The sequence below is a fragment of the Streptomyces sp. NPDC059166 genome (assembly GCF_042755185.1).
In the GTDB taxonomy this organism is placed as follows: domain Bacteria; phylum Actinomycetota; class Actinomycetes; order Streptomycetales; family Streptomycetaceae; genus Streptomyces.
Genome location: NZ_JBHZCI010000019.1, coordinates 97289 through 117994 on the forward strand (window position 1 = coordinate 97289; position 20706 = coordinate 117994).

Annotated in this window: 20 protein-coding genes; 8 read left to right on the forward strand and 12 right to left on the reverse strand. The window is 72.7% G+C overall.

Translation table 11 applies throughout. The annotated features are described in order from the left end of the window. Positions 1-193: 193 nt before the first annotated feature. Positions 194-1786: an alpha/beta hydrolase gene (locus ACFXOA_RS16730; protein ID WP_385028099.1), complete on the forward strand. Its 1593-nt coding sequence runs from the start codon at positions 194-196 to the stop codon at positions 1784-1786. 141 nt (positions 1787-1927) lie between these two features. Here ACFXOA_RS16730 and moeZ read toward each other — a convergent pair whose 3' ends face one another. The 7 genes from moeZ to ACFXOA_RS16765 all read right to left on the reverse strand — a co-directional run bounded on the left by moeZ (position 1928) and on the right by ACFXOA_RS16765 (position 10798). After that, positions 1928-3106: an adenylyltransferase/sulfurtransferase MoeZ gene (moeZ, locus tag ACFXOA_RS16735; protein WP_385028102.1), complete on the reverse strand. Its 1179-nt coding sequence runs from the start codon at positions 3104-3106 to the stop codon at positions 1928-1930. Positions 3107-3190: 84 nt separating this feature from the next. Beyond that, positions 3191-4021 carry a spherulation-specific family 4 protein gene (locus ACFXOA_RS16740; RefSeq protein WP_385028105.1) on the reverse strand — a complete coding sequence of 277 codons (831 nt, stop codon included), beginning with the start codon at positions 4019-4021 and terminating at the stop codon, positions 3191-3193. Continuing rightward, positions 4009-4980 (reverse strand): NAD-dependent epimerase/dehydratase family protein, encoded by a 972-nt coding sequence (locus ACFXOA_RS16745; RefSeq protein ID WP_385028108.1) that lies wholly within the window; start codon positions 4978-4980, stop codon positions 4009-4011. The genes ACFXOA_RS16740 and ACFXOA_RS16745 overlap by 13 nt, the downstream gene beginning before the upstream one ends. A gap of 196 nt (positions 4981-5176) precedes the next feature. Beyond that, positions 5177-6412 (reverse strand): hypothetical protein, encoded by a 1236-nt coding sequence (locus ACFXOA_RS16750; RefSeq protein ID WP_385028111.1) that lies wholly within the window; start codon positions 6410-6412, stop codon positions 5177-5179. After that, positions 6405-8246, reverse strand: coding sequence for a DUF3492 domain-containing protein (locus tag ACFXOA_RS16755; RefSeq protein WP_385028214.1), 1842 nt, complete (start codon positions 8244-8246; stop codon positions 6405-6407). Before ACFXOA_RS16755 ends, ACFXOA_RS16750 begins: the two co-directional genes overlap by 8 nt. A gap of 264 nt (positions 8247-8510) precedes the next feature. Continuing rightward, the gene (locus ACFXOA_RS16760) at positions 8511-9824 is read right to left on the reverse strand and encodes a DUF3152 domain-containing protein (protein WP_385028114.1); all 1314 of its coding nucleotides are present in this window, start codon (positions 9822-9824) and stop codon (positions 8511-8513) included. An 8-nt stretch (positions 9825-9832) separates the two neighbouring features. Continuing rightward, a complete protein-coding gene (locus ACFXOA_RS16765; protein ID WP_385028117.1) occupies positions 9833-10798 on the reverse strand; it encodes an alpha/beta fold hydrolase in 966 nt (321 codons plus the stop codon). Between the two features lie 110 nt (positions 10799-10908). Here ACFXOA_RS16765 and ACFXOA_RS16770 point away from each other — a divergent pair, with 110 nt between their 5' ends. From ACFXOA_RS16770 to ACFXOA_RS16785, 4 genes are all read left to right on the forward strand, one after another. After that, entirely contained in the window at positions 10909-11124 is a 216-nt protein-coding gene (locus ACFXOA_RS16770; RefSeq protein WP_385028120.1) for a hypothetical protein, read from the forward strand. Positions 11125-11292: 168 nt separating this feature from the next. After that, complete coding sequence (locus ACFXOA_RS16775) at positions 11293-11934, forward strand: TetR/AcrR family transcriptional regulator (RefSeq protein ID WP_385028123.1); 642 nt, start codon at positions 11293-11295, stop codon at positions 11932-11934. A gap of 135 nt (positions 11935-12069) precedes the next feature. Further along, the gene (locus ACFXOA_RS16780; protein WP_385028126.1) at positions 12070-12297 is read left to right on the forward strand and encodes a DUF3107 domain-containing protein; all 228 of its coding nucleotides are present in this window, start codon (positions 12070-12072) and stop codon (positions 12295-12297) included. Positions 12298-12491: 194 nt separating this feature from the next. Further along, positions 12492-12764 (forward strand): hypothetical protein, encoded by a 273-nt coding sequence (locus ACFXOA_RS16785; protein WP_385028129.1) that lies wholly within the window; start codon positions 12492-12494, stop codon positions 12762-12764. Between the two features lie 42 nt (positions 12765-12806). Here ACFXOA_RS16785 and ACFXOA_RS16790 read toward each other — a convergent pair whose 3' ends face one another. Further along, on the reverse strand, positions 12807-13553 hold the full coding sequence (locus ACFXOA_RS16790) for a ferritin-like fold-containing protein (protein ID WP_385028132.1): 747 nt from the start codon (positions 13551-13553) through the stop codon (positions 12807-12809). 481 nt (positions 13554-14034) lie between these two features. Between ACFXOA_RS16790 and ACFXOA_RS16795 the strand changes: the two genes are divergently transcribed. Next, complete coding sequence (locus tag ACFXOA_RS16795; RefSeq protein WP_385028217.1) at positions 14035-15978, forward strand: DEAD/DEAH box helicase; 1944 nt, start codon at positions 14035-14037, stop codon at positions 15976-15978. Positions 15979-16083: 105 nt separating this feature from the next. Continuing rightward, positions 16084-16938 carry an alpha/beta fold hydrolase gene (locus ACFXOA_RS16800; RefSeq protein WP_385028135.1) on the forward strand — a complete coding sequence of 285 codons (855 nt, stop codon included), beginning with the start codon at positions 16084-16086 and terminating at the stop codon, positions 16936-16938. 25 nt (positions 16939-16963) lie between these two features. Here the strand turns inward: ACFXOA_RS16800 and ACFXOA_RS16805 are convergent, their stop codons facing one another. Next, complete coding sequence (locus ACFXOA_RS16805) at positions 16964-17872, reverse strand: NYN domain-containing protein (RefSeq protein ID WP_385028138.1); 909 nt, start codon at positions 17870-17872, stop codon at positions 16964-16966. Positions 17873-18079: 207 nt separating this feature from the next. On the opposite strand from ACFXOA_RS16805, the gene ACFXOA_RS16810 reads away from it, so the two are divergent. Beyond that, positions 18080-18232 carry a hypothetical protein gene (locus ACFXOA_RS16810; RefSeq protein WP_362555682.1) on the forward strand — a complete coding sequence of 51 codons (153 nt, stop codon included), beginning with the start codon at positions 18080-18082 and terminating at the stop codon, positions 18230-18232. A 123-nt stretch (positions 18233-18355) separates the two neighbouring features. Here ACFXOA_RS16810 and ACFXOA_RS16815 read toward each other — a convergent pair whose 3' ends face one another. The 3 genes from ACFXOA_RS16815 to ACFXOA_RS16825 form a co-directional block, all read right to left on the reverse strand. Next, positions 18356-18961: a MarC family protein gene (locus ACFXOA_RS16815; protein WP_385028141.1), complete on the reverse strand. Its 606-nt coding sequence runs from the start codon at positions 18959-18961 to the stop codon at positions 18356-18358. Between the two features lie 105 nt (positions 18962-19066). After that, positions 19067-19933, reverse strand: coding sequence for a PHP domain-containing protein (locus tag ACFXOA_RS16820; RefSeq protein WP_385028144.1), 867 nt, complete (start codon positions 19931-19933; stop codon positions 19067-19069). Between the two features lie 77 nt (positions 19934-20010). Continuing rightward, positions 20011-20655 (reverse strand): DUF6758 family protein, encoded by a 645-nt coding sequence (locus ACFXOA_RS16825; protein WP_385028147.1) that lies wholly within the window; start codon positions 20653-20655, stop codon positions 20011-20013. Positions 20656-20706: the final 51 nt, after the last annotated feature.

Sequence of the window (20706 nt, forward strand, 5' to 3'; positions counted from 1 at the left end):
GGTTCCGGATGCCCCGGAGGAGCCGGGCGCGCGGCGCCGGTGTCCCGGAGGAGCCGGGCGCGCGGCGCCGGCCCCTCCGGGACACACACCGCGCGCCCTTCGGTGACAGCACTTCGGAACATACGAGCGAGTCATGCCACTCGCATGGACCGCGCCCCGCGCGCGCTCCCGTGCCCCGCAGCACGATGGGTCCATGAGGACCTCCCCCGCCCTGCGTGCCGCCGCCCTCCTCGCCACCGTCACCGTGCTGCTGCCGCTGGCGGCGTGTTCGGACGAGGATGACGACGGAGGGACGGCGACACCGTCGGCCGCCTCCACGGCGTCGCCCACGGCGACACCGAAGGACCTGGCCTCCCAGAAGCTCGACTGGAAGCCCTGCCCCGCCCCCAACGAGGCCCAGGGCAGCGGGACCTCGCCCTCACCGCTTCCCGGCGGAGCCGCCTGGGAGTGCTCCTTCATGGACGCCCCCCTCGACTACGGGGATCCGGGGGGACGCACCATCGAGCTGGCCCTCATCCGCGCCGCCGCCCGGAACAAGGAGCGGCGGATCGGCTCCCTGATCTTCAACTTCGGCGGACCGGGTGCCTCGGGCGTCGCCACGCTGCCGTCCTTCGGCACCGACTACGACGCTCTGCGCACCCGCTACGACCTGGTCAGCTTCGACCCGCGCGGGGTGGGCCGCAGCGAGGGCGTCGAATGCTCGGACGACGAGACGCTCGACGCCCGCTACGAGAAGGACGGCACCCCGGACGACTCCGAGGAGGAGAAGGCGTTCGTCGAGGACCAGAAGGCGTACATCGCGGACTGCGAGGAGAACTCCGGGGACGAACTCCCCTACGTCGGCACCACGAACGCGGCCCGGGACATGGACCTGCTGCGCCAGGTGCTCGGCGACGACAAGCTGTACTACTTCGGGATCTCCTACGGCACCGAGCTCGGCGGTGTCTACGCGCACCTGTACCCGAAGAAGGTCGGGCGGGCCGTCCTGGACGCGGTCGTCGACCCCACGGAGGACTCCCTGGAGTCCTCGCTCGGCCAGACCGAGGGCTTCCAGCTCGCCCTGGACAACTTCACCGCGGACTGCGCCGAACGCGACGACTGCAAGCTGCCCGGCGCGACGTCGAAGGAGATCCAGGACTGGATCGGGGACCTGCTGGCGAAGCTGGAGAAGAAGCCCGTCCCCGGGCTCGGGGAGCGGGAGCTGACGGAGACGCAGGCCACCACGGGAATCGCCTCGGCCCTGTACTCCAAGGAGACCTGGCCCCTGCTGGAGCAGGGCCTCGACGAGGCCGACGCCGGGAACGGCGGTCTGCTGCTCGCCCTCGCCGACTCGCTGAACGGCCGTTCCGAGGACGGCCGCTACGACAACTCGAACGCCGCCAACGCCGCCATCAACTGCGCGGACTCCAAGCAGCGTTACACCCTGGAGGAGACCAGGAAGGCGCTCCCCCGGTTCCGTGAGGCGTCACCGGTCTTCGGCGACTACCTGGGCTGGGGGCTCATGGCCTGCACCGGCTGGCCGGTGGTGGGCGCCTGGGACACACCGGACGTCAGCGCGCCCGGCTCGGCCCCCATCCTGGTCGTCGGCAACACCGGTGACCCGGCGACACCGTACGCCGGTGCGAAGGCCATGGCGGCCCAGCTCGGCAAGGGCGTCGGGATCGAGCTCACGTACAAGGGCGAGGGCCACGGGGCGTACAACGGCGGCAGCACCTGCGTGCAGCGGACCGTCGACGCCTACCTGCTCGCGGGGAAGGTCCCGAAGTCGGGGACGGTCTGCGAGTGACCTTCCGCAGGCAGGCGAAGGGGGCGGGTTCCGTCGACGGAACCCGCCCCCTTCGCTTCGCACACGGTCCAGGGCCTCTCGTCCGGATCGTGCCGGGCTCGCGTGCCCTGATGCCTGATCCGGCCTGATCGGCCGAAGGGCCTAGTAGACCGGCTTCTCCGGCTCGACCTGGTTGACCCAGCCGATGACACCGCCGCCGACGTGCACCGCGTCGGCGAAGCCCGCCGACTTGAGGACCGCGAGGACCTCCGCACTGCGGACACCCGTCTTGCAGTTCAGGACGATGCGCCTGTCCTGGGGCAGGTCCTGGAGGGCGTTGCCCATCAGGAACTCGTTCTTCGGGATCAGCCGGGAACCGGGGATCGAGACGATCTCGTACTCGTTCGGCTCGCGTACGTCGATGATCTCGATCTTCTCGTCGCCGTCGATCCACTCCTTGAGCTGCTTGGGAGTGATCGTGGAACCGGCAGCCGCCTCCTGGGCCTCCTCGGACACGACGCCGCAGAAGGCCTCGTAGTCGATGAGCTCGGTGACGGTGGGGTTCTCGCCGCAGACCGCGCAGTCGGGGTCCTTGCGGACCTTGACCTGGCGGTACTGCATCTCCAGGGCGTCGTAGATCATCAGACGGCCGACCAGCGGGTCACCGATACCGGCGAGCAGCTTGATGGCCTCGTTGACCTGGATGGAGCCCACGGACGCGCAGAGCACGCCGAGGACACCGCCCTCGGCGCAGGAGGGAACCATGCCGGGCGGCGGCGGCTCCGGGTAGAGGCAGCGGTAGCAGGGGCCGTGCTCCGACCAGAAGACGGACGCCTGGCCGTCGAAGCGGTAGATCGAGCCCCAGACATAGGGCTTGTTCAGCAGGACCGCGGCGTCGTTGACCAGGTAGCGGGTGGCGAAGTTGTCCGTGCCGTCCACGATCAGGTCGTACTGGGCGAAGATCTCCTTCACGTTCTCGGCTTCGAGCCGCTCCTCGTGGAGGATGACGTTCACCAGGGGGTTGATCCCCTGCACGGTCTCCTTGGCCGACTGGGCCTTGGACTTGCCGATGTCGGCCTGGCTGTGGATGATCTGGCGCTGCAGGTTCGACTCGTCGACCTCGTCGAACTCGACGATGCCGAGCGTGCCGACACCGGCCGCGGCCAGGTACATCAGAGCGGGCGAGCCGAGGCCGCCGGCTCCGACACAGAGCACCTTCGCGTTCTTCAGCCGCTTCTGTCCGTCCATCCCGACATCCGGGATGATCAGGTGGCGGGAGTACCTGCGGACCTCGTCGACGGTGAGCTCAGCAGCTGGCTCGACCAGGGGTGGCAGCGACACAGGAACCTCAACAATGCAGGTGGTCGGTTTCTACGTACTTCATCTACGTACGGTTGTTCTCCCGTAACACTGCCACGCCCCTCCTCATTCCGAGATACCGGGTCCGATCCGCGAGACGAATTCGTCCCAGTAGCTGGGCAGCGCCGCGAATGGGTCGGTCTGCCCCGATACGCCGTCCCGGTCCGTGAAGAAGATCGTCCCCGCGCCGTGCCAGCGGGCGATACGCATGGCCTCCTCCAGGTGTGTGCGGGGGACCCCGTGGACGAGGTGCGCGAACCGGCCCGGCGCGTAGCCCGCGGTCCACTCGGCCACCTGGGACCAGCGGTAGTCCGTCCAGGGTCCGCGGAAGGTGACCAGCTGGTCGGCGGCCTCCGCGTAGCCCGGGTACGGGTGGGTGTCGTGGCCCAGCACCAGCAGTCCGCCCTCCTCCCCGCCCGGGCCGTCGCCGTCCGCGAGGAGCGCGGCGAGGGTACTGGTCAGCCGGCGGACGGCCGGGAGGCCCTCGCGCCCGGACGGACAGCGGTCCAGGTAGAAGCCGCCGACGCGGTACCAGTCGAGGTAGGCCTGTGCGTCGGCCACCAGCTCACCGAAGGGCCGGCCCCCGAAGGCCAGGTCGATGTGGCCCAGCAGCCTGCCCCCGCCGGCCCGGACGGTGTCCTCGGGGGCCTCGGAGTGCAGGGCGCGTTCGCGTGCGTTGCGCAGCCGCCCGGCGGCCTCCAGGCAGTGCGGGTCGGGTCTGGCGCCCGGACCGTTGTCGATGTTGAGGACCGCCCAGTGCAGTGGTGTGCCGGGCCTGCTGAGCCCGGCCCACTCCACGGGAGCGAGCAGCGGGTGGGCGTACCCCGGCACGCCCACCCCGAGCTGCTGTGCCCCGCCGGTCCGCGTGGTGGCGCCGGTACCGGTCAGATGCGGCACGCCGCCTCCATCCAGATGTCGGCGAGTGACTCCTCCAGGTTGATCCGGGGCCGCCAGCCGAGCCTGTCCCGGGCGGTGCGCACATCGGCCTGCTGCCAGGCACCGCAGCCGTCCGGGTACGGGGACGGGTTGGGAGGCCCCGCGAGGTGCTCCATGGCCGACTCGCTGGAGGCGCGGGGGGCTCCGATGGGGAGCCGGGCCTGCGGTGCGTCGACCTCGTGCAGCGCCCCCGCGTACCCGGCGACGCGGGCGAGGACCGCTGCCGCGTCACGCAGGCGTACCGCCCGGCCGGTGCCGATGTTGACGACCCCCTGGGCCGCGGAGAGCGAGGCCGCGTGCACGGCACGTGCCACGTCGCGCACGTCGACGAAGTCGCGCTGCACCCCGAGGCCGCTGAGCTTGAGCTCCGGGTCCCCCGTCTGCATGGCGCGGCGCATCGTCTCGGCGAGCCGGCCGAGCGGGGAACCGGCCGGGGTCCCGGGCCCCACCGGGGAGAAGACCCTGAGGACGACCGCGTCCAGGCCGGAGCCGAGGACCAGCTCCGTGGCGGCGAGCTTGCTCACCCCGTACGGGCCTCCCGGGCGGGGCACCGCGTCCTCCGCGGTGGACGAACCGGGCTGCGAGGGCCCGTACTCCGAGGCGCAGCCGACCTGTACGAGACGCGCGCTGCAGCCACTGCGGCGCATGGCCTCGCAGACGGTGGCCACGGCGACGGTGTTGTGCCGGGTCAGGTCCCGGGCTCCGCCGCGTGTGGCACCCGCGCAGTTCACCACGACCCCGGGGTGGACTGCGTCCAGGAAGCGGGTGAGCGCTCCGGGACTGCCGCCGGCGAGGTCGAAGCGTACGTCGGCGTCGTCACCGCGCCCGAGGGCCGTGAGGTGCACGGCGGGGTCGGCGAGCAGCCGGTCGGCGACGAAGCGGCCGAGGAATCCGTTGGCTCCGAGCAGCAGAACCCTCATCGCGCACCCCCTCGGTGCCGACGGCGTGCTGCCGGTGCGGGGGATTGGGGGGTCATGTCCGGTGTCTCCTTGAGGTTCGTGGTCGTGCGGTGGGAAGACCCGCGGCGTCGGCTCCGCGGGGCAGGACTGGACCGGCCGTGCGGCTGTCGGCGGACCTGGGCAGGGCCGGCTGTGCCGGCCTGCCGCGATCCGCCGGTCAGCCCCGGGCCGAGGCGTGGGCGGACGCCCTGGTGAGGGCGACCGAGGCGTGGACCAGCAGCCCGAGGGCGGCGGTGGCGCAGGCGAGCAGGGGTACCCCGGCGGGACCGGCCGTGGCGACGACCGCGTCGACGGGACGTGCGAGGAGGTCCAGGCCGGGCAGGCGTCCGGCGAGGACGAGGAAGGGCGCGGCGACCTCGACGGCGCAGGCGGCCGCGAGTCCGGTGGCGGCCGGTTCCGGGAAGCCGTGAACGGCCAGCAGACGCGCGAGGAAGAGCAGCGCCCCCAGTGCGACCGGGCCCGCCGGGCCGCTGCCGGGTTGGCCGAGGCCGGCGAGGTGCACCAGTGCGGTCAGCGCGCAGAGGTACAGGGCGACGACGCCGAGGAGCAGTGGGCGTACCCCCGCGCCGAACTCCGACAGTGCGTGGGAGCCGGCGAGCCGGTGGCGCGCGTGCCGGGCGAAGAGGTGCGCGCACCAGGCGGCCGGGGCGAGGGAGAGCGCGAGGCCGAGGAGGGGGGCGGGGGTGGCGGTCCAGTGACCGTCCGGCCCGCCGCTGATCACCTGGGCCATCAGGTCCTCCCCGTACACGGCGTAGCCGAGGAGCCAGCAGACGTACGGCGTGACTCCCCCCGCGTTCTCCGGCGCGCGCAGCGGTCCGGAGCGCAGGCAGAGGCGGAGCGTCAGGGCGACGAGCAGGGCTCCGGTGGCGGTCACCGCGATGCGGGCCTCGCCGCCGAGCACGCCCTCGGTGGCCCGCAGGGCTCCGGCTGTGGCGAGGCAGGCCGCGCCGGGCAGCAGCGCCCAGAGCGTCCATCCGGCGCGGGCGTCCCGGGCGGGACGTGGCCCCGGCCGGGAGGCGCGGGGGACGCGCCGGCCCGCGCCCGGCACCCGTGCGTAGAGCTCCTCGGCGAGTGAGAAGACGTCCCGGTGCCGGTAGCGGGCGGCGACCCGGTCGGTGAGTCCGTGGGCCTCCAGGCCCGCGGCGATCTCCAGGGGGTCGACGGCGCGCTCGCAGAGATCCCGGTGCCGGTGCATCAGCACCTTCACGGGGTCGGCGGGACCCCGCCGGGCCGCGGACCGCCGGGCGGGACGGTAGGCGATCTCGGGCGCGCGGACGGCGGAGCGGACCGCTCCCTGCCCCGTCGGCTCCCCGTCGGCGTCGGTGTCCTGGGCGTCGGGCTGTCTGCCCACGAGGGCTCCTCGGTGATCGTTGCCGTCTCTGTCGTCACGCATGGCCGTCTCCCGCTCCGCCCGCGCGGGCGCACTCCGCATCCGTGGCCCAGCTCGGCACGTGTGAGGCGCCGGCGGTCGGGCCGGCGGGAACGCCGGCGGAGGCCGGGAGGGCCGGTCCCCCCGGGGCGGCGCCGACCGGCTGCGGAGTCAGGGCGGCCGGCACGTGGGCCTCCGGCGGAAGGGCGAACGGGCGCGGCCTGCCGCCCGTGTCCCGGGCGTCCGCCGACGCGGGCCAGCGGGCCGGGGCCTGCCCCACCAGATCCAGGTAGATGCCGCGGAACGCCTCGAGGTTCTGCTCGACGGTGAAGAGCTCAAGGGCCCTGGCCCGCGCCGCCGCGCCCAGGCGCGCCCGGCGCTCGGGGTCGCGCAGGAGCGCGACGCAGGCGTCTGCGAGGGCGCGTGGGTTGCGCGGGGGGACCACCAGTCCGGTGCCGCCCACGACCTCGACCACCGCGCCCACGTCCGTCGAGACGGTCGCCCGTCCGCAGAACATGGCTTCCACCAGGCTGATGGGAAAGCCTTCGACGACGCTGGAGAGCACGACGACTCCGCCGGCGGCGTAGGCCTCGGCGAGGTCGGGCACCTCCGGGCCGCCGATCTCCTCGAAGGTGACCGGGTTGTCGCCCTCGGCGTGGGGGTCCACCGCCTCGTCGGGGAAGAGCTGGGCGGCCAGCGCCCGGCACTGGGTGAGGTAGGCGTCCCCCTCGCCCTCACCTTCCTGGACCGGTGCGCCGAAGATCCGCAGCCGGGCGTCCGGTTCGGCCCTGCGCACCTCCGCGAAGGCGTGGAGCAGGGCGATCAGATCCTTGGCGGGCTCGATCCGGCCGATCCACACGAGCGTGGCGGGCCCGCCCTCGTCATCGGCGTCCCCCACGGCCCGGAAGCGCTCCGCCTCCATGCCCGGGTACACCGTGCGCACCCTGTCCCGGTCGGCTCCGAACCGCTCCTGCCAGCGGCGCACATGGGTGTTCCCCGGGGTGATCAGCGCGGCCTCGCGGTACACCTCGGAGGCGAGCAGTCCGTGGAAGTTGGCGAGCAGGGCGCGCACCGGCGCGCCGACCTCGGCTTCCGGCGCCGCGAGATAGTGGGAGCGCAGCGGTACGCCGTGCTCCGTGACCAGCAGCGGTACTCCGAAGAAGCGTTTGGCCAGCAGTCCGGGGAGTGCGGCCGCCCCGCCCGACGCGGCGTGGCAGAGGTCGACGGCGCCGAGGCCGTCCTCGTCGTACCAGTCGAGGGAGAGGGGGCGCAGCGCGCGCTCCAGCTCGGTCGCGAAGGCCAGGTAGTCGGGGACGGTGGCGCTGTGGACCGTGCGTCCGGTGCCCGGCGCCCGGCAGGCGGACTCCACGATCCGCACGGTCGTCTCCGAGCGCAGGGCGGTGGTGAGTCCCCCCTTCTCCCTGGCCAGTTCGGCGAGGCCGTGGAGGCCGCCCGCGAAGAGGGCGGAGGCGGTGGCGGGGTAGCCGCGGCCGGCTTCGGAGCCGGACTCCGTCCCGGCGCAGACGGCTCCGACCAGGGCCGCGACGTCCTCCTCGTAGCGGCGCCGGTCCCGGCGGCCGTAGGAGCGTCCCAGCCCGGTGGCGAGCCTGCCGTTCAGTCCACGGCGGCGGCGCGCGTGCCGGGGGTGGTCCTCACCCGTCCACATCGGCGCCGTACGGACGTGCCCGACGTGGTCGGGGAGCCTCACCCAGCCCCGGCGTTCCTGCTCGGCGGAACGGCTGAGCGCGAAGAGGTCGAACTCGTGCTGGGGAAGACCTCGCACCAGGCGGTCGCACCAGAGCCTGGACTCACCGTTCGCATACGGGTAACCACCTTCCGTGAGGAGTCCGATCCGCACGAGCACACCCCCGATCTCCCTTGTGGGCAGCCGCCGTTGCTCGGCGACTGACAGCGGGACGACCGTATGCGGACACACCGGTGGCACGACGGACGGTTGTCCGTCGTGCCACCGAAAGGGGTGAACCGTCGTAACTTTCCCGCGCCAGTCGCGTTCTGTTGCGATACACGGGGAGATCGGTGACACAGGGTCAGGCCGCGGCCTGCCCCGGACCGGCGGGAGTCCGCGCGGGGCGCCGTGACCGGGGGCGGGCCCCGGGGGGACTCAGTTCCCCGGGTGCACCCAGGGGTTGGGGCGGCACTTGATGCCGTCGATGTCCAGCGTCTTGGTCTGCTGCTGCATCACCGGCGCCAGGGCACCGGGGGTGCGGCAGTTCACGTGGTTGTGGCCGAGCCGGTGGCCGACCTCGTGGTTGATCAGCATCTGACGGTAGGCGTAGAGCTTGTCCGGGCCGAAGGTCGAGGCGCCCTGCGCCCACCGGTAGGCGTTGATCATCACGCGGTCGGTGGCGGCGGAGTCGCAGGAGACGTTGTCCTCCGTGGTGTCCAGGCCCGACTTCTCGCACCAGACACCCGTGGTCCCCGGGCTCGCGAGGGTGATGACGAAGTCGGGCTCACCGGAGGAGATCCGCTCGAAGGTCATGGCACCGCCGTGCGCCCAGCTCCGGTCGTCGTTCAGCGTCGCCTGCACCGCATGCGCGAAGAGCCCCGCGTCGAGGCCGAGCCCCTTCTCGACGTCGATCCGGTACCGGTACTTCCGTCCCTCACCGGGAGCCTTGGCGAGCCCCGGCACCGCCTCGAACTTCCCCGACGCCTTCAGGTCCGGCGCCAGCGGGAACGGCGCCGCCATCTTCTGGGCGTACGACAGGGGCTTGACCTGCTGGCTCCGCAGCTCGGGAGCGGGACGCTCCACCGAGCGGGAGGCGTCCCCGGAGTCCTGCCGGTCGACGTCCGAGGACTTCGGACCGTCCACCGTGCTTCCGGGATCCTGCGCCACCTGTCCGGCGACCACGACGGCGAGGACCGTGGTCACGGCGGCGGCCGCGATCCCGGTGAAGGTGCGGCCCTTGCCTCCCCTGGCGCTCCTGCCGCCCTCGTCCTGCCCGGCGTCGCCGGCGGGTGCGACCGGCTCGTCCGGCACGTCCCCGGACCCGTCCGCGGGCACGACACGCCTGGGCGGCGTGTCGAACGCCTCCAGGAACTCCCTTCGCGGGCCCGGGACCAGGGCGGCGGTGCCGGCCTGGGGGCCCGCCGTACGCCGCTCGGGCGCCTGCTGCCGGGAGACGGCGGCCTGCCGGGGGCGGAAGAGGTCCTGACCGCCCGGACCGCCGGGGTCCCGCCGGCCGGAGTCGTACGCCTGCTGCGTCCCGGTGCCCCAGCCGCCGCCCGCCTCGCGCTGCTCGGGGTGTCCGCCGCGTACCGGCGGGACGTCGAGGGACGGGCTGTGACCGCCCTGCGGCTCCGGGGTGGCGGTGTCCCTCCCGCGGCGCCCGGTGCCCCGGGCCGGTTCGGCGCCGGATGCGCCGGTCCCGGTGTCGCTCCGGATGGCCTCAGGGCCCCTTCGGCTGTGTCGTCCCACGCCCCGGATCAGCTCCCGCCACGTTCGTCCAGCAGTTCCCGGAAGGCCTGGGCGACCGCCTCCGGGTACTCCATCATCGCCACGTGCCCGGCGTCGGGCAGTGTCAGCAGGCGCGAGTCGCGGAAGGCCGCGGACGCCTTGCGTGCCATCCGGTACGAGACGAGCTGGTCCCGTCCGCCGTACACCAGGAGGGTCGGTGCGAGCACCCGCTCGGCCTGGCGCCAGAGCCCCTGCTGTCCGCCCAGCGTGTAGGCATCGACGATGCCCCGTGCCGAGCGCGCCATGGCGTCCCAGAAGTACGGCAGTTCCAGCCTGCGCTCCATCTCGGCCACCGCGTGGCGGAAGGCTTCGTCGGAGATGCGTGCCGGATCGCCGTAACAGAGTGCCATGGCGCCGCGGGTGCGCTGTTCCGCGGTCCAGCCGCGGGTGAGGCGTGCGAACAGCGATGCGACGCCCGGCAGTGCGAGCAGGGCGGTCGGCACGGCGGGGCGCTGGACCCGGATCTCGGGCAGGGCCGGGGAGATCAGGGTCAGTGTGCGCACCAGATCGGGCCTGGCGGCCGCGACCCGGGTGGCAACCGCGCCGCCCAGAGAGTTCCCGAAAAGGTGAACGGGGCCGCGCCGCGCCGCGTCGAGCAGCCGGATCACGGCCCGGGCGTGTCCGTTGACGGAGTAGTTGCCGTCGTCCGGCGGCGGGGAGTCGCCGAAGCCGGGGAGATCGAGCGCCTCGCTGTCGAGCGTGTCCGCCAGCAGCGGCATCAGGGCCGACCAGTTCTGGGAGGAGCCGCCGAGGCCGTGCACGAACAGCGCGGGTTCGGCGGCCGGGGTGTCCGCCGGGCGGGAACGGACGGTCAGGCTGAGCCCGGGCAGTGCGACGGAGCGCAGCTCCTCCCCCTCCGCGACCCGTACGGCACTGACCGTGGGTGCCACCGCGGCGGCGGCGGCCTGGATACCGGGCAGCTCGGTCGAAGACATGCGGCAATGTTACGAGATGATCACGCGATGATTCATGTGTTCGCGGTCACAGGCCGCATAGCGTCCCCGGAGGGTTGCTCCTACGCTGCAAGGGAAGGAAGGGAGACGCCATGACGGTCGATCCGAGCGACCCGGACACCTTCGACGATCCGCAGCCGGACGAGCCGGCCCCGGAGGTCCCGCGGGCGGACAGCGCCGAGCAGCGCGCCCCCGTCCGGCCCGAGCGCGACGAGCCGCTCACCGGACGCGATCACTCCGCCGCCGACGAGGCGGACGCGGCCGAACAGGCGCGCGTCGTCACGGAGGACGAGGACGATTACCGGTAGATCGCACCGCTTTGCGATGGTGACCGGCATATCTGCGCCTTCCGCAGCCGTCCGGTCCGTGAAATTCTGCGTCCGCGCCGCGCGCACCCGGGTTACTCAAAAGTACGATGTCCCCACGGCGCAGCGTGCACGGTACGACTGTGTTCGAACACGAATTTGGGAGGCGGCGTGACAGCCATCGAGCAGACAGATGCGGCGCGCCCGCGGGGCACCCGGCTGCCTCGCCGTGCCCGGCGCAATCAGCTGCTGGGCGCCGCCCAGGAGGTCTTCGTCGCGCAGGGCTACCACGCCGCGGCGATGGACGACATCGCCGAGCGGGCGGGCGTGAGCAAGCCGGTGCTGTACCAGCACTTCCCCGGCAAGCTGGAGCTCTACCTCGCCCTCCTCGACCAGCACTGCGAGTCCCTCCTCCAGGCGGTGCGCACGGCGCTCGCCTCGACCACCGACAACAAGAAGCGCGTCGAGGCCACGATGGACGCCTACTTCGCGTACGTGGAGGACGAGGGCGGCGCCTTCCGCCTGGTGTTCGAGTCCGACCTGACGAACGAGCCCGCCGTCCGCGAACGGGTGGACCGCGTCTCGCTCCAGTGCGCCGAGGCCATCTCGGACGTCATCGCCGGTGACACGGGCCTGTCCAAGGACGAATCGATGCTGCTCGCGGTCGGTCTCGGCGGTGTCTCCCAGGTCGTGGCCCGCTACTGGCTCTCCAGCCCGTCCGGCATCCCGCGCGACTCCGCGGTCCAGCTGCTCACGTCGCTCGCCTGGCGCGGCATCGCCGGGTTCCCGCTGCACGGCGCCGATCTGCACTGAACCGGCGCGGCTCCCCGGCCGGTGTTCGCTGCGGGCGTTGCCGGTCGGGCCGTGGTCCCTCCCTTCACCGGGCTAATGTGTGCTGCGTACGGCGCGGTTCACCGCGCAGAGACGGACCGTCGGAGGGACATAGCCGTGGAGGTCAAGATCGGGGTGCAGCACTCGCCCCGCGAGATCGTTCTGGAGAGCGGACTTTCCGCCGAAGAGGTCGAGAGCGCGATCGGCGAGGCGCTGGCCGGCAAGGCGCAGCTGCTCAGCCTCACGGACGAGAAGGGCCGCAAGGTCCTGGTGCCGGCCGACCGGATCGCCTACGTGGAGATCGGCGAGCCCTCCGCCCGGCGGGTGGGGTTCGGCGCCCTGTAGCACGCGCGACGACGCGATGAGCGGAGGCCCGGCGGAATCGTCCGCCGGGCCTCCGCTCCTTGCTCCCTCGCACCCGCTGCCGAGGTGTCCCTCGGTGGGGTTGACCGGCCGCGCGAAGGGTTGTGCGCTCGGAGCCCCGGGTAGGACGGCCTACGACCGACCGCCGTCGTGCCATCAAGCGAGGTGACCCCTCAGTGCTCTGGGAATCCATCAGCGCCGTCGTGCTCGGACTCACGCTCTCCTGGGTGGCGCTGCGCGCACTGCCCGACCGGCTCCCGTCCTCCCGGGCCGTCCTGCTCGCCGGTGTGCCGGGCGCCCTGTTCGGTGCGTATCTGACGCACTCGACGCTGGGCTCGGGGCATCCCCTGGCGACACCCGCCGGCGCCGTGCTCGTCGGCGCGGTCACCCTGTCCCTGCTGGTCCGCCCGCGCGGCAGCCGGCCCGTACGCTCGGCCGCCGCCCAGTAAGACCTTGTTCAGTCGGCCGGGCCGAGTGCGGTGGGCCCCGGTTCAGGCGGCCAGGCCGAGTGCCGCCATCCGCTTGGTGTGGGCCTCGGTGATCCGCGAGAACATCCTGCCGACCTCGGCGAGGTCGAACCCGTCGGCCACTCCGCCCACGAGCATCGTGGACAGCGCATCGCGGTCGGCGACGACCCGCTGGGCCTGCGACAGCGCCTCACCCATGAGCCTGCGCGCCCACAGGGCCAGCCTGCCGCCGACCCTGGGGTCGGCCTCGATGGCGGCCCGGACCTTCTCGACCGCGAAGTTGCCGTGCCCCGTGTCGTCGAGCACGGAGAGGACGAGGGAGCGCGTGTCAGCGTCCAGACGTGCCGCGATCTCGCGGTAGAAGTCACTGGCGATCGAGTCGCCGACGTACGCCTTGACCAGGCCTTCCAGCCAGTCGGACGGGGCCGTCTGCCGGTGGAAGTCGTCCAGCGCCCTGGCGAAGGGCTCCATGGCCGCGGTGGGGGCCTCGTCCACCGCGGTGAGCCGGTCGGTGAGCTGCTCGAAGTGGTGGAACTCCGCGGACGCCATCTTCGCCAGCGCGGCCTTGTCACCGAGTGTCGGCGCGAGTTTGGCGTCCTCGGCGAGCCGCTCGAAGGCCGCGAGCTCCCCGTAGGCCAGCGCGCCGAGCAGATCCACGACCGCCGCGCGGTAGTGGGGGTCGGCGGAGGCGGTGGCCCAGTCCTGGGCGGCGATCCCGGTCGGGGCGGGCGCTTCGTCGGATGCTTCGGTGGCGGTGTCAGGCGTCTCCATGGAGCGCAGAATAGCCCGCCCCGCCGGGAGCGCATGGGCCCGTCCAGCAGGAGACATCACACCGTTCCGATGAATTCGCCCGACACACATGCGCGAATCCGGGGTACAGTGGTAATGCGCTCGCTGAGCACTTTGCTGTGCCAGGAGCGCGCCCTTGAATGAGGATGCCCGGTCGGTGGCCCGATCGGCTCCGACCCGACAGCCCTCCACGCAGGCCGTGCGTCACGCACGACCGCAAGATGAGGGGCCCCCTCAGCGGCACGAGCGCTCGAGCGACGGCAGTGGTCCCGCGCCACCCGGCCCATCCATGGCCGGATGACCAACCCCGGCACGGTACGACCCCCATCGTTCGCCTCGGACCGCGTCTCACAGAAGAGGCAGCACCCTGACTACGACTACGTTCCGCGACCTCGGAATCCTCACCGAGACGGCCGAGGCCCTCGAGGCGGTCGGCATCACGTCCCCCTTCCCCATCCAGGAGCTGACGCTTCCGGTAGCGCTCTCCGGCTCCGACGTCATCGGCCAGGCGAAGACCGGCACCGGCAAGACGCTCGGCTTCGGTCTTCCGCTCCTGGAGCGGGTGACCGTCCCCGCCGACGTCGAGGCCGGGCGTGCCGCGCCCGAGAAGCTGACGGACGCGCCCCAGGCCCTGATCGTCGTCCCCACCCGTGAGCTGTGCCAGCAGGTCACCAACGACCTGCTCACCGCCGGCAAGGCCCGTAACGTCCGCGTACTCGCGATCTACGGCGGCCGGGCGTACGAGCCGCAGGTCGAGGCGCTGAAGAAGGGTGTCGACATCGTCGTCGGCACTCCTGGCCGGCTGCTCGACCTCGCGGGTCAGCGCAAGCTCGACCTGTCGCACATCCGCGCCCTCGTCCTCGACGAGGCCGACGAGATGCTCGACCTGGGCTTCCTGCCCGACGTCGAGCGCATCATCAACATGCTCCCGGCGAAGCGCCAGACGATGCTCTTCTCGGCCACGATGCCCGGTGCCGTGATCAGCCTCGCGCGCCGCTACATGTCGCAGCCGACGCACATCAACGCCACCTCGCCCGACGACGAGGGCACGACCGTCAAGAACACGGCGCAGTTCGTCTACCGCGCCCACTCGATGGACAAGCCCGAGATGGTCTCCCGGATCCTGCAGGCCGAGGGCCGCGGCCTGGCGATGATCTTCTGCCGTACGAAGCGGACGGCCGCCGACATCGCCGAGCAGCTCGAGAAGCGCGGCTTCGCCTCCGGCGCGGTCCACGGCGACCTGGGGCAGGGCGCGCGCGAGCAGGCCCTGCGCGCCTTCCGCAACGGCAAGGTGGACGTCCTCGTCTGCACCGACGTCGCCGCCCGCGGTATCGACGTCGAGGGTGTGACCCACGTCATCAACTACCAGTCGCCCGAGGACGAGAAGACCTACCTCCACCGCATCGGCCGCACCGGCCGCGCGGGCGCCAAGGGCACGGCGATCACGCTGGTCGACTGGGACGACATCCCGCGCTGGCAGCTGATCAACAAGGTCCTGGACCTGAAGTTCCCCGACCCCGCCGAGACGTACTCCACGTCTCCGCACCTGTACGAGGACCTCGGTATCCCGGCCGGCACCAAGGGTGTCCTGCCGCGGTCCGAGCGGACCCGTGCCGGTCTGCGCGCGGAGGAGATCGAGGACCTCGGCGAGACCGGCGGCCGTGGCCGCAAGTCCGCCGCGCCCGCTCCGCGCGAGGAGCGCCCGCCGCGCACCCCGCGTCAGCGCCGCCGCACCCGCGGTGGCAGCACCGTCGAGGAGAACGCCGTCGCCTCGGTGCCGGCGCCCGCGGCGGAGGCTCCCGGTGAGGACGCTCCGGAGCCGCGCACCCCGCGCCGTCGCCGCCGTACCCGTGCCGCCGTGGCCGAGGGCGTGGCGGAAGCCGCGGTGGCGGTCGCCGAGACGCCGGCCGTGAAGCCCGCGGCGGAGGCCGCCGAGCCGGCCGCGGACGCCAAGCCGCGCCGTCGGCGCACCCGCGCCGCCGCGCCGAAGGTGTCCGAGGCGGCCGCACCGGCCGCCGAGGCGGTCGTCGACTTCCAGACCGTGGCCGTGTCGGCACCGGCCGCGGAGCCCGTGGCCACCAGGCCGCGCCGCCGCGCCCGGATCGTGAAGCCCGCCGACGAGGTGGACTTCCAGATCGCCCCGCCCTCCGAGCCCGTCACCGAGAGCAAGCCGCGCCGCCGCACCCGCGCGGCCGCCAAGCCGAAGTCCGAGGCGGAGACCGCTCCGGCGACCACCCCGGCCGCCGAGGAGACCGCGGAGACCAAGCCGCGCCGCCGCACCCGTGCGGCCGCCAAGCCTGAGGCGGCAGCGGTGGCGAGCACGCTGGCGGACGAGGCGGCACCCGCGAAGCCTCGCAGGCGCCGCTCCCGTGCGGCGACGGCCGCCGCGGAGACGACCGAGGGCTGAGCGACTGCCGCAGATCCCCGTACGGCCCCGGTTCCCGCACTCGCGGGGGCCGGGGCCGTACGCCTGCCGGGGCGGAGCCCGGAACCCGGCGATAGTCTCGGCCCCATGAGCCGGCCGCCCACCTTCACCCCGCCCCCCTGCGCCCGCAGGCGCGTACTCGGCACCGAGCGCGGCGACTTCGCCGTCCTGGACGCGGCGCCTGCCTCGGGCGCCCACTCCACCGCGCTCCTGCTGCCCGGCTACACCGGCAGCAAGGAGGACTTCATCGCCCTGCTCGAACCGCTGACGGCCGCCGGTTTCCGTGTGCTGTCCGTCGACGGCCGGGGGCAGTACGAGAGCGCCGGTACGGGTGACCAGGGGTCCTACGCGCAGAAGGAGCTGGCCCGTGACGTACTGGCGCAGGCAGCGGCGGTGGACGGGGCGGCGGCCACGGGCGGCATCCATCTGCTCGGCCACTCCCTGGGCGGGCAGATCGCCCGCGCGGCGGTACTCCTGGACCCCTCGCCCTTCCGTTCGCTGACCCTGATGTCGTCGGGACCCGCCGCGATCGACCCGGCCCAGCGGACGAAGGCGGCCCTGCTCAGCGACGCGCTCGTCCGCTGGAGCATGGACGACGTCTGGCGCATGATGCGCGCGATGGACCCGCCCGAGGACGCGGACACGGGAGACGGCGAGGGCCTGCGCCGGCGCTGGCTGAGCCATGACCCGGCGCAGCTGATCGCGACCGGCGCCCAGCTCTCCCGGGAACCCGACCGGGTGGCCGAGCTCTCGGCCCTGCCCCTTCCCGTGCATGTGATCTCCGGGGAGAGCGACGACGTGTGGCCCCTGCCGCTGCTCGACGAGATGGCCGGGCGGCTGGGCGCCCACCGGACGGTGGTCAAGGGCGCCGAGCACTCCCCCAACACCGCCCGTCCGGCGGAGACCGCCGCGGCCCTGGCCGCGTTCTGGAACGCCGCCTGAGCCGGTCCGCGCGCCGGGCGCGGCGTCAGTACTGCGCCTGAAGGTGCTGCCAGAAGCCGTCGCGCAGGGCGCGGCGGAGCGGGGCGTGGCCGCGCAGGGAGTGCTGCAGGATCCGTTCGGCCTCGACGAGCAGGTCCTGGTCGACGGAGCCCGGCAGGTACGGGTGCCCGGGGAGCAGGTCGGCGAGGGCGTCGCGTCCGCGGGCGGCGAGCCAGGCCGCCGCGATCTGGGCGCCGACGAAACGCACGTCCTCGCGTGCGGGGGCGGGGCTGTCGTCGTCGTACATCGTGACCGAACGACGGGTCACATAAGGGCGGCAGAAGTCGAGGTCGAAGGTGCGCTGGCTGTCGACCTCCCAGAGCAGCGGCTCGGCCTGGTTGCGCCCCTCTCCGGCCTCGATGCCCCAGAGGTGGACCCGGGCGCCGTATCCCTGGGCGGCCTCGACGGCCGAGACCAGGTCCTCGTCGCCGCCGACGAGCGCCGCGTCGCTGATGGCGCGGTGCCTGGCCAGCGATTCCAGATCGGACCGGATGAGTGAGTCGACGCCCTTCTGCTGGTTGTTGGCGTTGAGGTTCCCCAGCCTGACCTTGACGTCGGGGAGTTCGGCGATGGACTGCTGCTCGGCGGTGTGGATCCGGCGCCGCGCGCCGTCGTACCAGTAGACGCGCAGCAGCCTGCTGTCGGCGAAGATCGTGCGGGCCTTGTCGATGAAGGCCTCGATCAGCCCCTCCGCGTCCAGGTCGAAGGAGCGACGGTCCTCGGTGCCGGTGACGAGCAGTCCGGCCGCCGCGTAGACGTAGCCCGCGTCGACGAAGATCGCGTGGGTGGAGGGTGTCTTGGAGACCTCGGCCAGCACCCGCTGGAGCAGCGCGTTCGTACGGTCCAGCTGCGCGCGGATACCGGTTCCCTCGTCCGTCGTGTCCGCGTGGCTCATGCCGGCCTCATCGTCCGCGCATGTCTGATTACCGAAGGGTACTTAGACATCCAAAAAATTTCCTTAGCGTAGGGAATGTTTGCGGTGCGCAAGCCGTTGTAACCCGTGTGGAACGCGGAGGAAGCTTCGCGTTCCTATCCTTGCCGGTGGGACGCCCCACCGGCGCAAGTAGTTCTCCATCAGGAGGATCAGACGAAGGGAAGCCCTATGCGCTTCGAGATCATGCGACTCGACGATGTCGACGGTACCGCCGTGGACAGCACCGTCGTGGACGCCGCCTCCGTCAACCGGATCGTGCAGCAGGCCGCGGCAACGGGCCAGCGCATCTACATCCGGCCGGCCGACACCACGGCTTCATAACACCTCGCACCGCTTTCGCGTCGCCGACCTCGGACGCATGACGAGCTGAAGACGAAGCGCCCTCGCACGGATGGTCCGTGCGAGGGCGCACTGCTGTCCGGCGGCGCTGTCCGGCCGGGCGGCTCAGGAGTTCTGTACGACCTGGGTGACACCGTTGATGATCTGCTGCACGGCGATGGCCGACAGCATCATGCCCGCGAGCCGGGTGACGAGTACGACGCCTCCGTCCTTGATGACGCGGATGATCAGGAGCGAGTACCGCATGGTCACCCACAGCACCAGGTGCATCGCGAGGATGGCCGACCAGACGGAGACCTGGCCCTGGACCCCGTCGGCGTTCTGCACGGCGAGGATCACCGAGACGATGGCGCCGGGGCCGGCCAGCAGCGGCATGCCGAGCGGCACCAGGGCGACGTTGACGTCCTTGGTCTGCGTGGGCTCGTCGGTCTTCCCGGTGAGCAGGTCCAGCGCGATGAGCAGCAGGAGGAGCCCGCCGGCGATCATCAGCGCGTCGACCGAGACGTGCAGGTAGGCCAGGATCTGCTGACCGAGCAGGCCGAAGACCGCGATCACGCCGAACGCGACGGAGACGGCCTGGAGCGCCATCCTCCGTTGCGTCTTCGCCGGCCGGCCCGCGGTGAGGGCCAGGAAGATCGGGGTGATCCCGGGGGGATCCATGATCACGAAGAGGGTGAGGAAGAGGGAGCCGAAGACGGCGAGGTCGAACACGGTGAGCCTTGCGGGAGAAGAACGGGGAGACGGGGATCGGGCGTGTCCGCACGCGAGGGAGCGCGGCACGGACGCACGGGAAAGCCGGAAGGGGGTTGAGCGGTGTTACGCGTGAAGGGGTCCGCCCGCGCCGGGCACGGGGAAGGCGCCCGTGGCGCGGCGGGTGATCTCGCCGTAGATCTCGGGGTCGGTGGTGTACTCCCCGAGCCGGACGGTCTTGCGGGTGCCGTGGTAGTCGCTGGACCCGGTGGTCAGCAGCCCCAGCTCGCCGGCGAGGCCGCGCAGCCGGGCCCTGGTGGGCTCGTCGTGGTCCATGTGGTCGGCCTCGACGCCGTCGAGGCCGGCGTCGGCCAGCCTCGCGATCACGTCCTCGGAGACCACACGGCCGCGTTTGACGGCGAGCGGGTGGGCGAGGACGGTGACCCCGCCGGCAGCCTTGACCAGCCGGACCGCGTCGAACGGGTCGAGCTCGTGCTTGCCCGCGTACGCGCGTCCGCCGTCGGCGAGCCAGGGCGGGGTGAAGGCGTCCGAGACGGTGGCGACGACCCCGAGTTCGACCAGGGCGGTCGCCACGTGGGGACGTCCTACGGATCCGTTCCCGGCGATCCTGGCGACCTGCTCCCAGGTGACCGGCACCCCCAGCTCCTGGAGCTTGCGCACCATCGCCTGCGCCCGGGGCACCCGGTCGTCCCGGACGAGTTCGCGCTCACGGGCCAGTTCCGGCTCGGAGGGGTCGAAGAGGTAGGCCAGCATGTGCACGCCCACGCCGTCGATGCGGCAGGAGAGCTCGGCGCCGGTGACCAGGGTCAGGCCCTCCGGGAGAGCGGCTGCGGCCTCCGCGTGGCCCCCGACCGTGTCGTGGTCGGTGAGGGCGACGACGTCCAGGCCGGCCGCGGCGGCCTCGGCCACCAGCTCGGCGGGGGTGTCGGTGCCGTCCGACGCGGTGGAGTGGGTGTGCAGGTCGATACGCACGACGCGGACTCCGGTGCTGGTGGACGGACAGGGGACGCCCAAGGATAACCGGCGGGAGCCGTCCGTCCCGGCCACCCTCAGGGGCGGCCGAGCAGCCGGGGGCTGAGCGCCCCGCAGGGCAGCAGGTCGACTTCCCCGCCCGCGTCGCGCAGATCGGTCAGCACGAGGTCGTCGTACATCAGCAGACCGGACCGCTCCGGCCAGACGACGGCCCAGAGCCAGAGGCCGCGCGCCTCGCCCGCGAACACCGCGCGGTCGGCGGGCGCGTCCTTGACGTGCCACAGCGCGGTGGGGCGTCCCGCGGCGTGCACCTTGGCGTCGGGGACCGAATCGACCCGCAGTCCCGGGCCGGGGTCCGGTCCGTCGAGACCGGCGTAACGCGCCCCCAGCCCGACGCCGGGCTCCTCGGCGACCAGCAGGAGCTCGCCCATCCCCCCGAGAGGTCCGGGGCCGGAGCACACGACGGCGGTGGCACGGCCGCCGCTGCGGTCGTCCCCGGCGTACGCGGCCCCCGTGAACAGCCAGCCCACCGGGAGCGGCCAGGGCATCCAGACCGGTACCCGCGCACGCTGCACGACCACGCCCAGCGCCTCGACGCCGGGTGGGACCACCGGCTGCATCGGGTGCACCGGCCCGTGCACGGTGCACTGCCAGGCATCGGCGAACAGACCGGGCGCCCTGACCCGGCCACCGCACTTCGGGCAACTGGGTTCGCCCCTCATATCGCTCCACGGTCCTCCCCGGCCGTCGTCGCGTCAAGGCGATCACCCATC

Bases quoted from the DNA above. Each gene is read 5' to 3' on its own strand.
- ACFXOA_RS16825 (WP_385028147.1), bottom strand. From the start codon at position 20,655: ATGAGGGGCGAACCCAGTTGCCCGAAGTGCGGTGGCCGGGTCAGGGCG.
- ACFXOA_RS16745 (WP_385028108.1), bottom strand. From the start codon at position 4,980: ATGAGGGTTCTGCTGCTCGGAGCCAACGGATTCCTCGGCCGCTTCGTC.
- ACFXOA_RS16770 (WP_385028120.1), top strand. From the start codon at position 10,909: ATGACGGTCGATCCGAGCGACCCGGACACCTTCGACGATCCGCAGCCG.
- ACFXOA_RS16810 (WP_362555682.1), top strand. From the start codon at position 18,080: ATGCGCTTCGAGATCATGCGACTCGACGATGTCGACGGTACCGCCGTG.
- ACFXOA_RS16790 (WP_385028132.1), bottom strand. From the start codon at position 13,553: ATGGAGACGCCTGACACCGCCACCGAAGCATCCGACGAAGCGCCCGCC.
- ACFXOA_RS16750 (WP_385028111.1), bottom strand. From the start codon at position 6,412: ATGCGTGACGACAGAGACGGCAACGATCACCGAGGAGCCCTCGTGGGC.
- ACFXOA_RS16800 (WP_385028135.1), top strand. From the start codon at position 16,084: ATGAGCCGGCCGCCCACCTTCACCCCGCCCCCCTGCGCCCGCAGGCGC.
- ACFXOA_RS16765 (WP_385028117.1), bottom strand. From the start codon at position 10,798: ATGTCTTCGACCGAGCTGCCCGGTATCCAGGCCGCCGCCGCCGCGGTG.
- ACFXOA_RS16805 (WP_385028138.1), bottom strand. From the start codon at position 17,872: ATGAGCCACGCGGACACGACGGACGAGGGAACCGGTATCCGCGCGCAG.
- ACFXOA_RS16730 (WP_385028099.1), top strand. From the start codon at position 194: ATGAGGACCTCCCCCGCCCTGCGTGCCGCCGCCCTCCTCGCCACCGTC.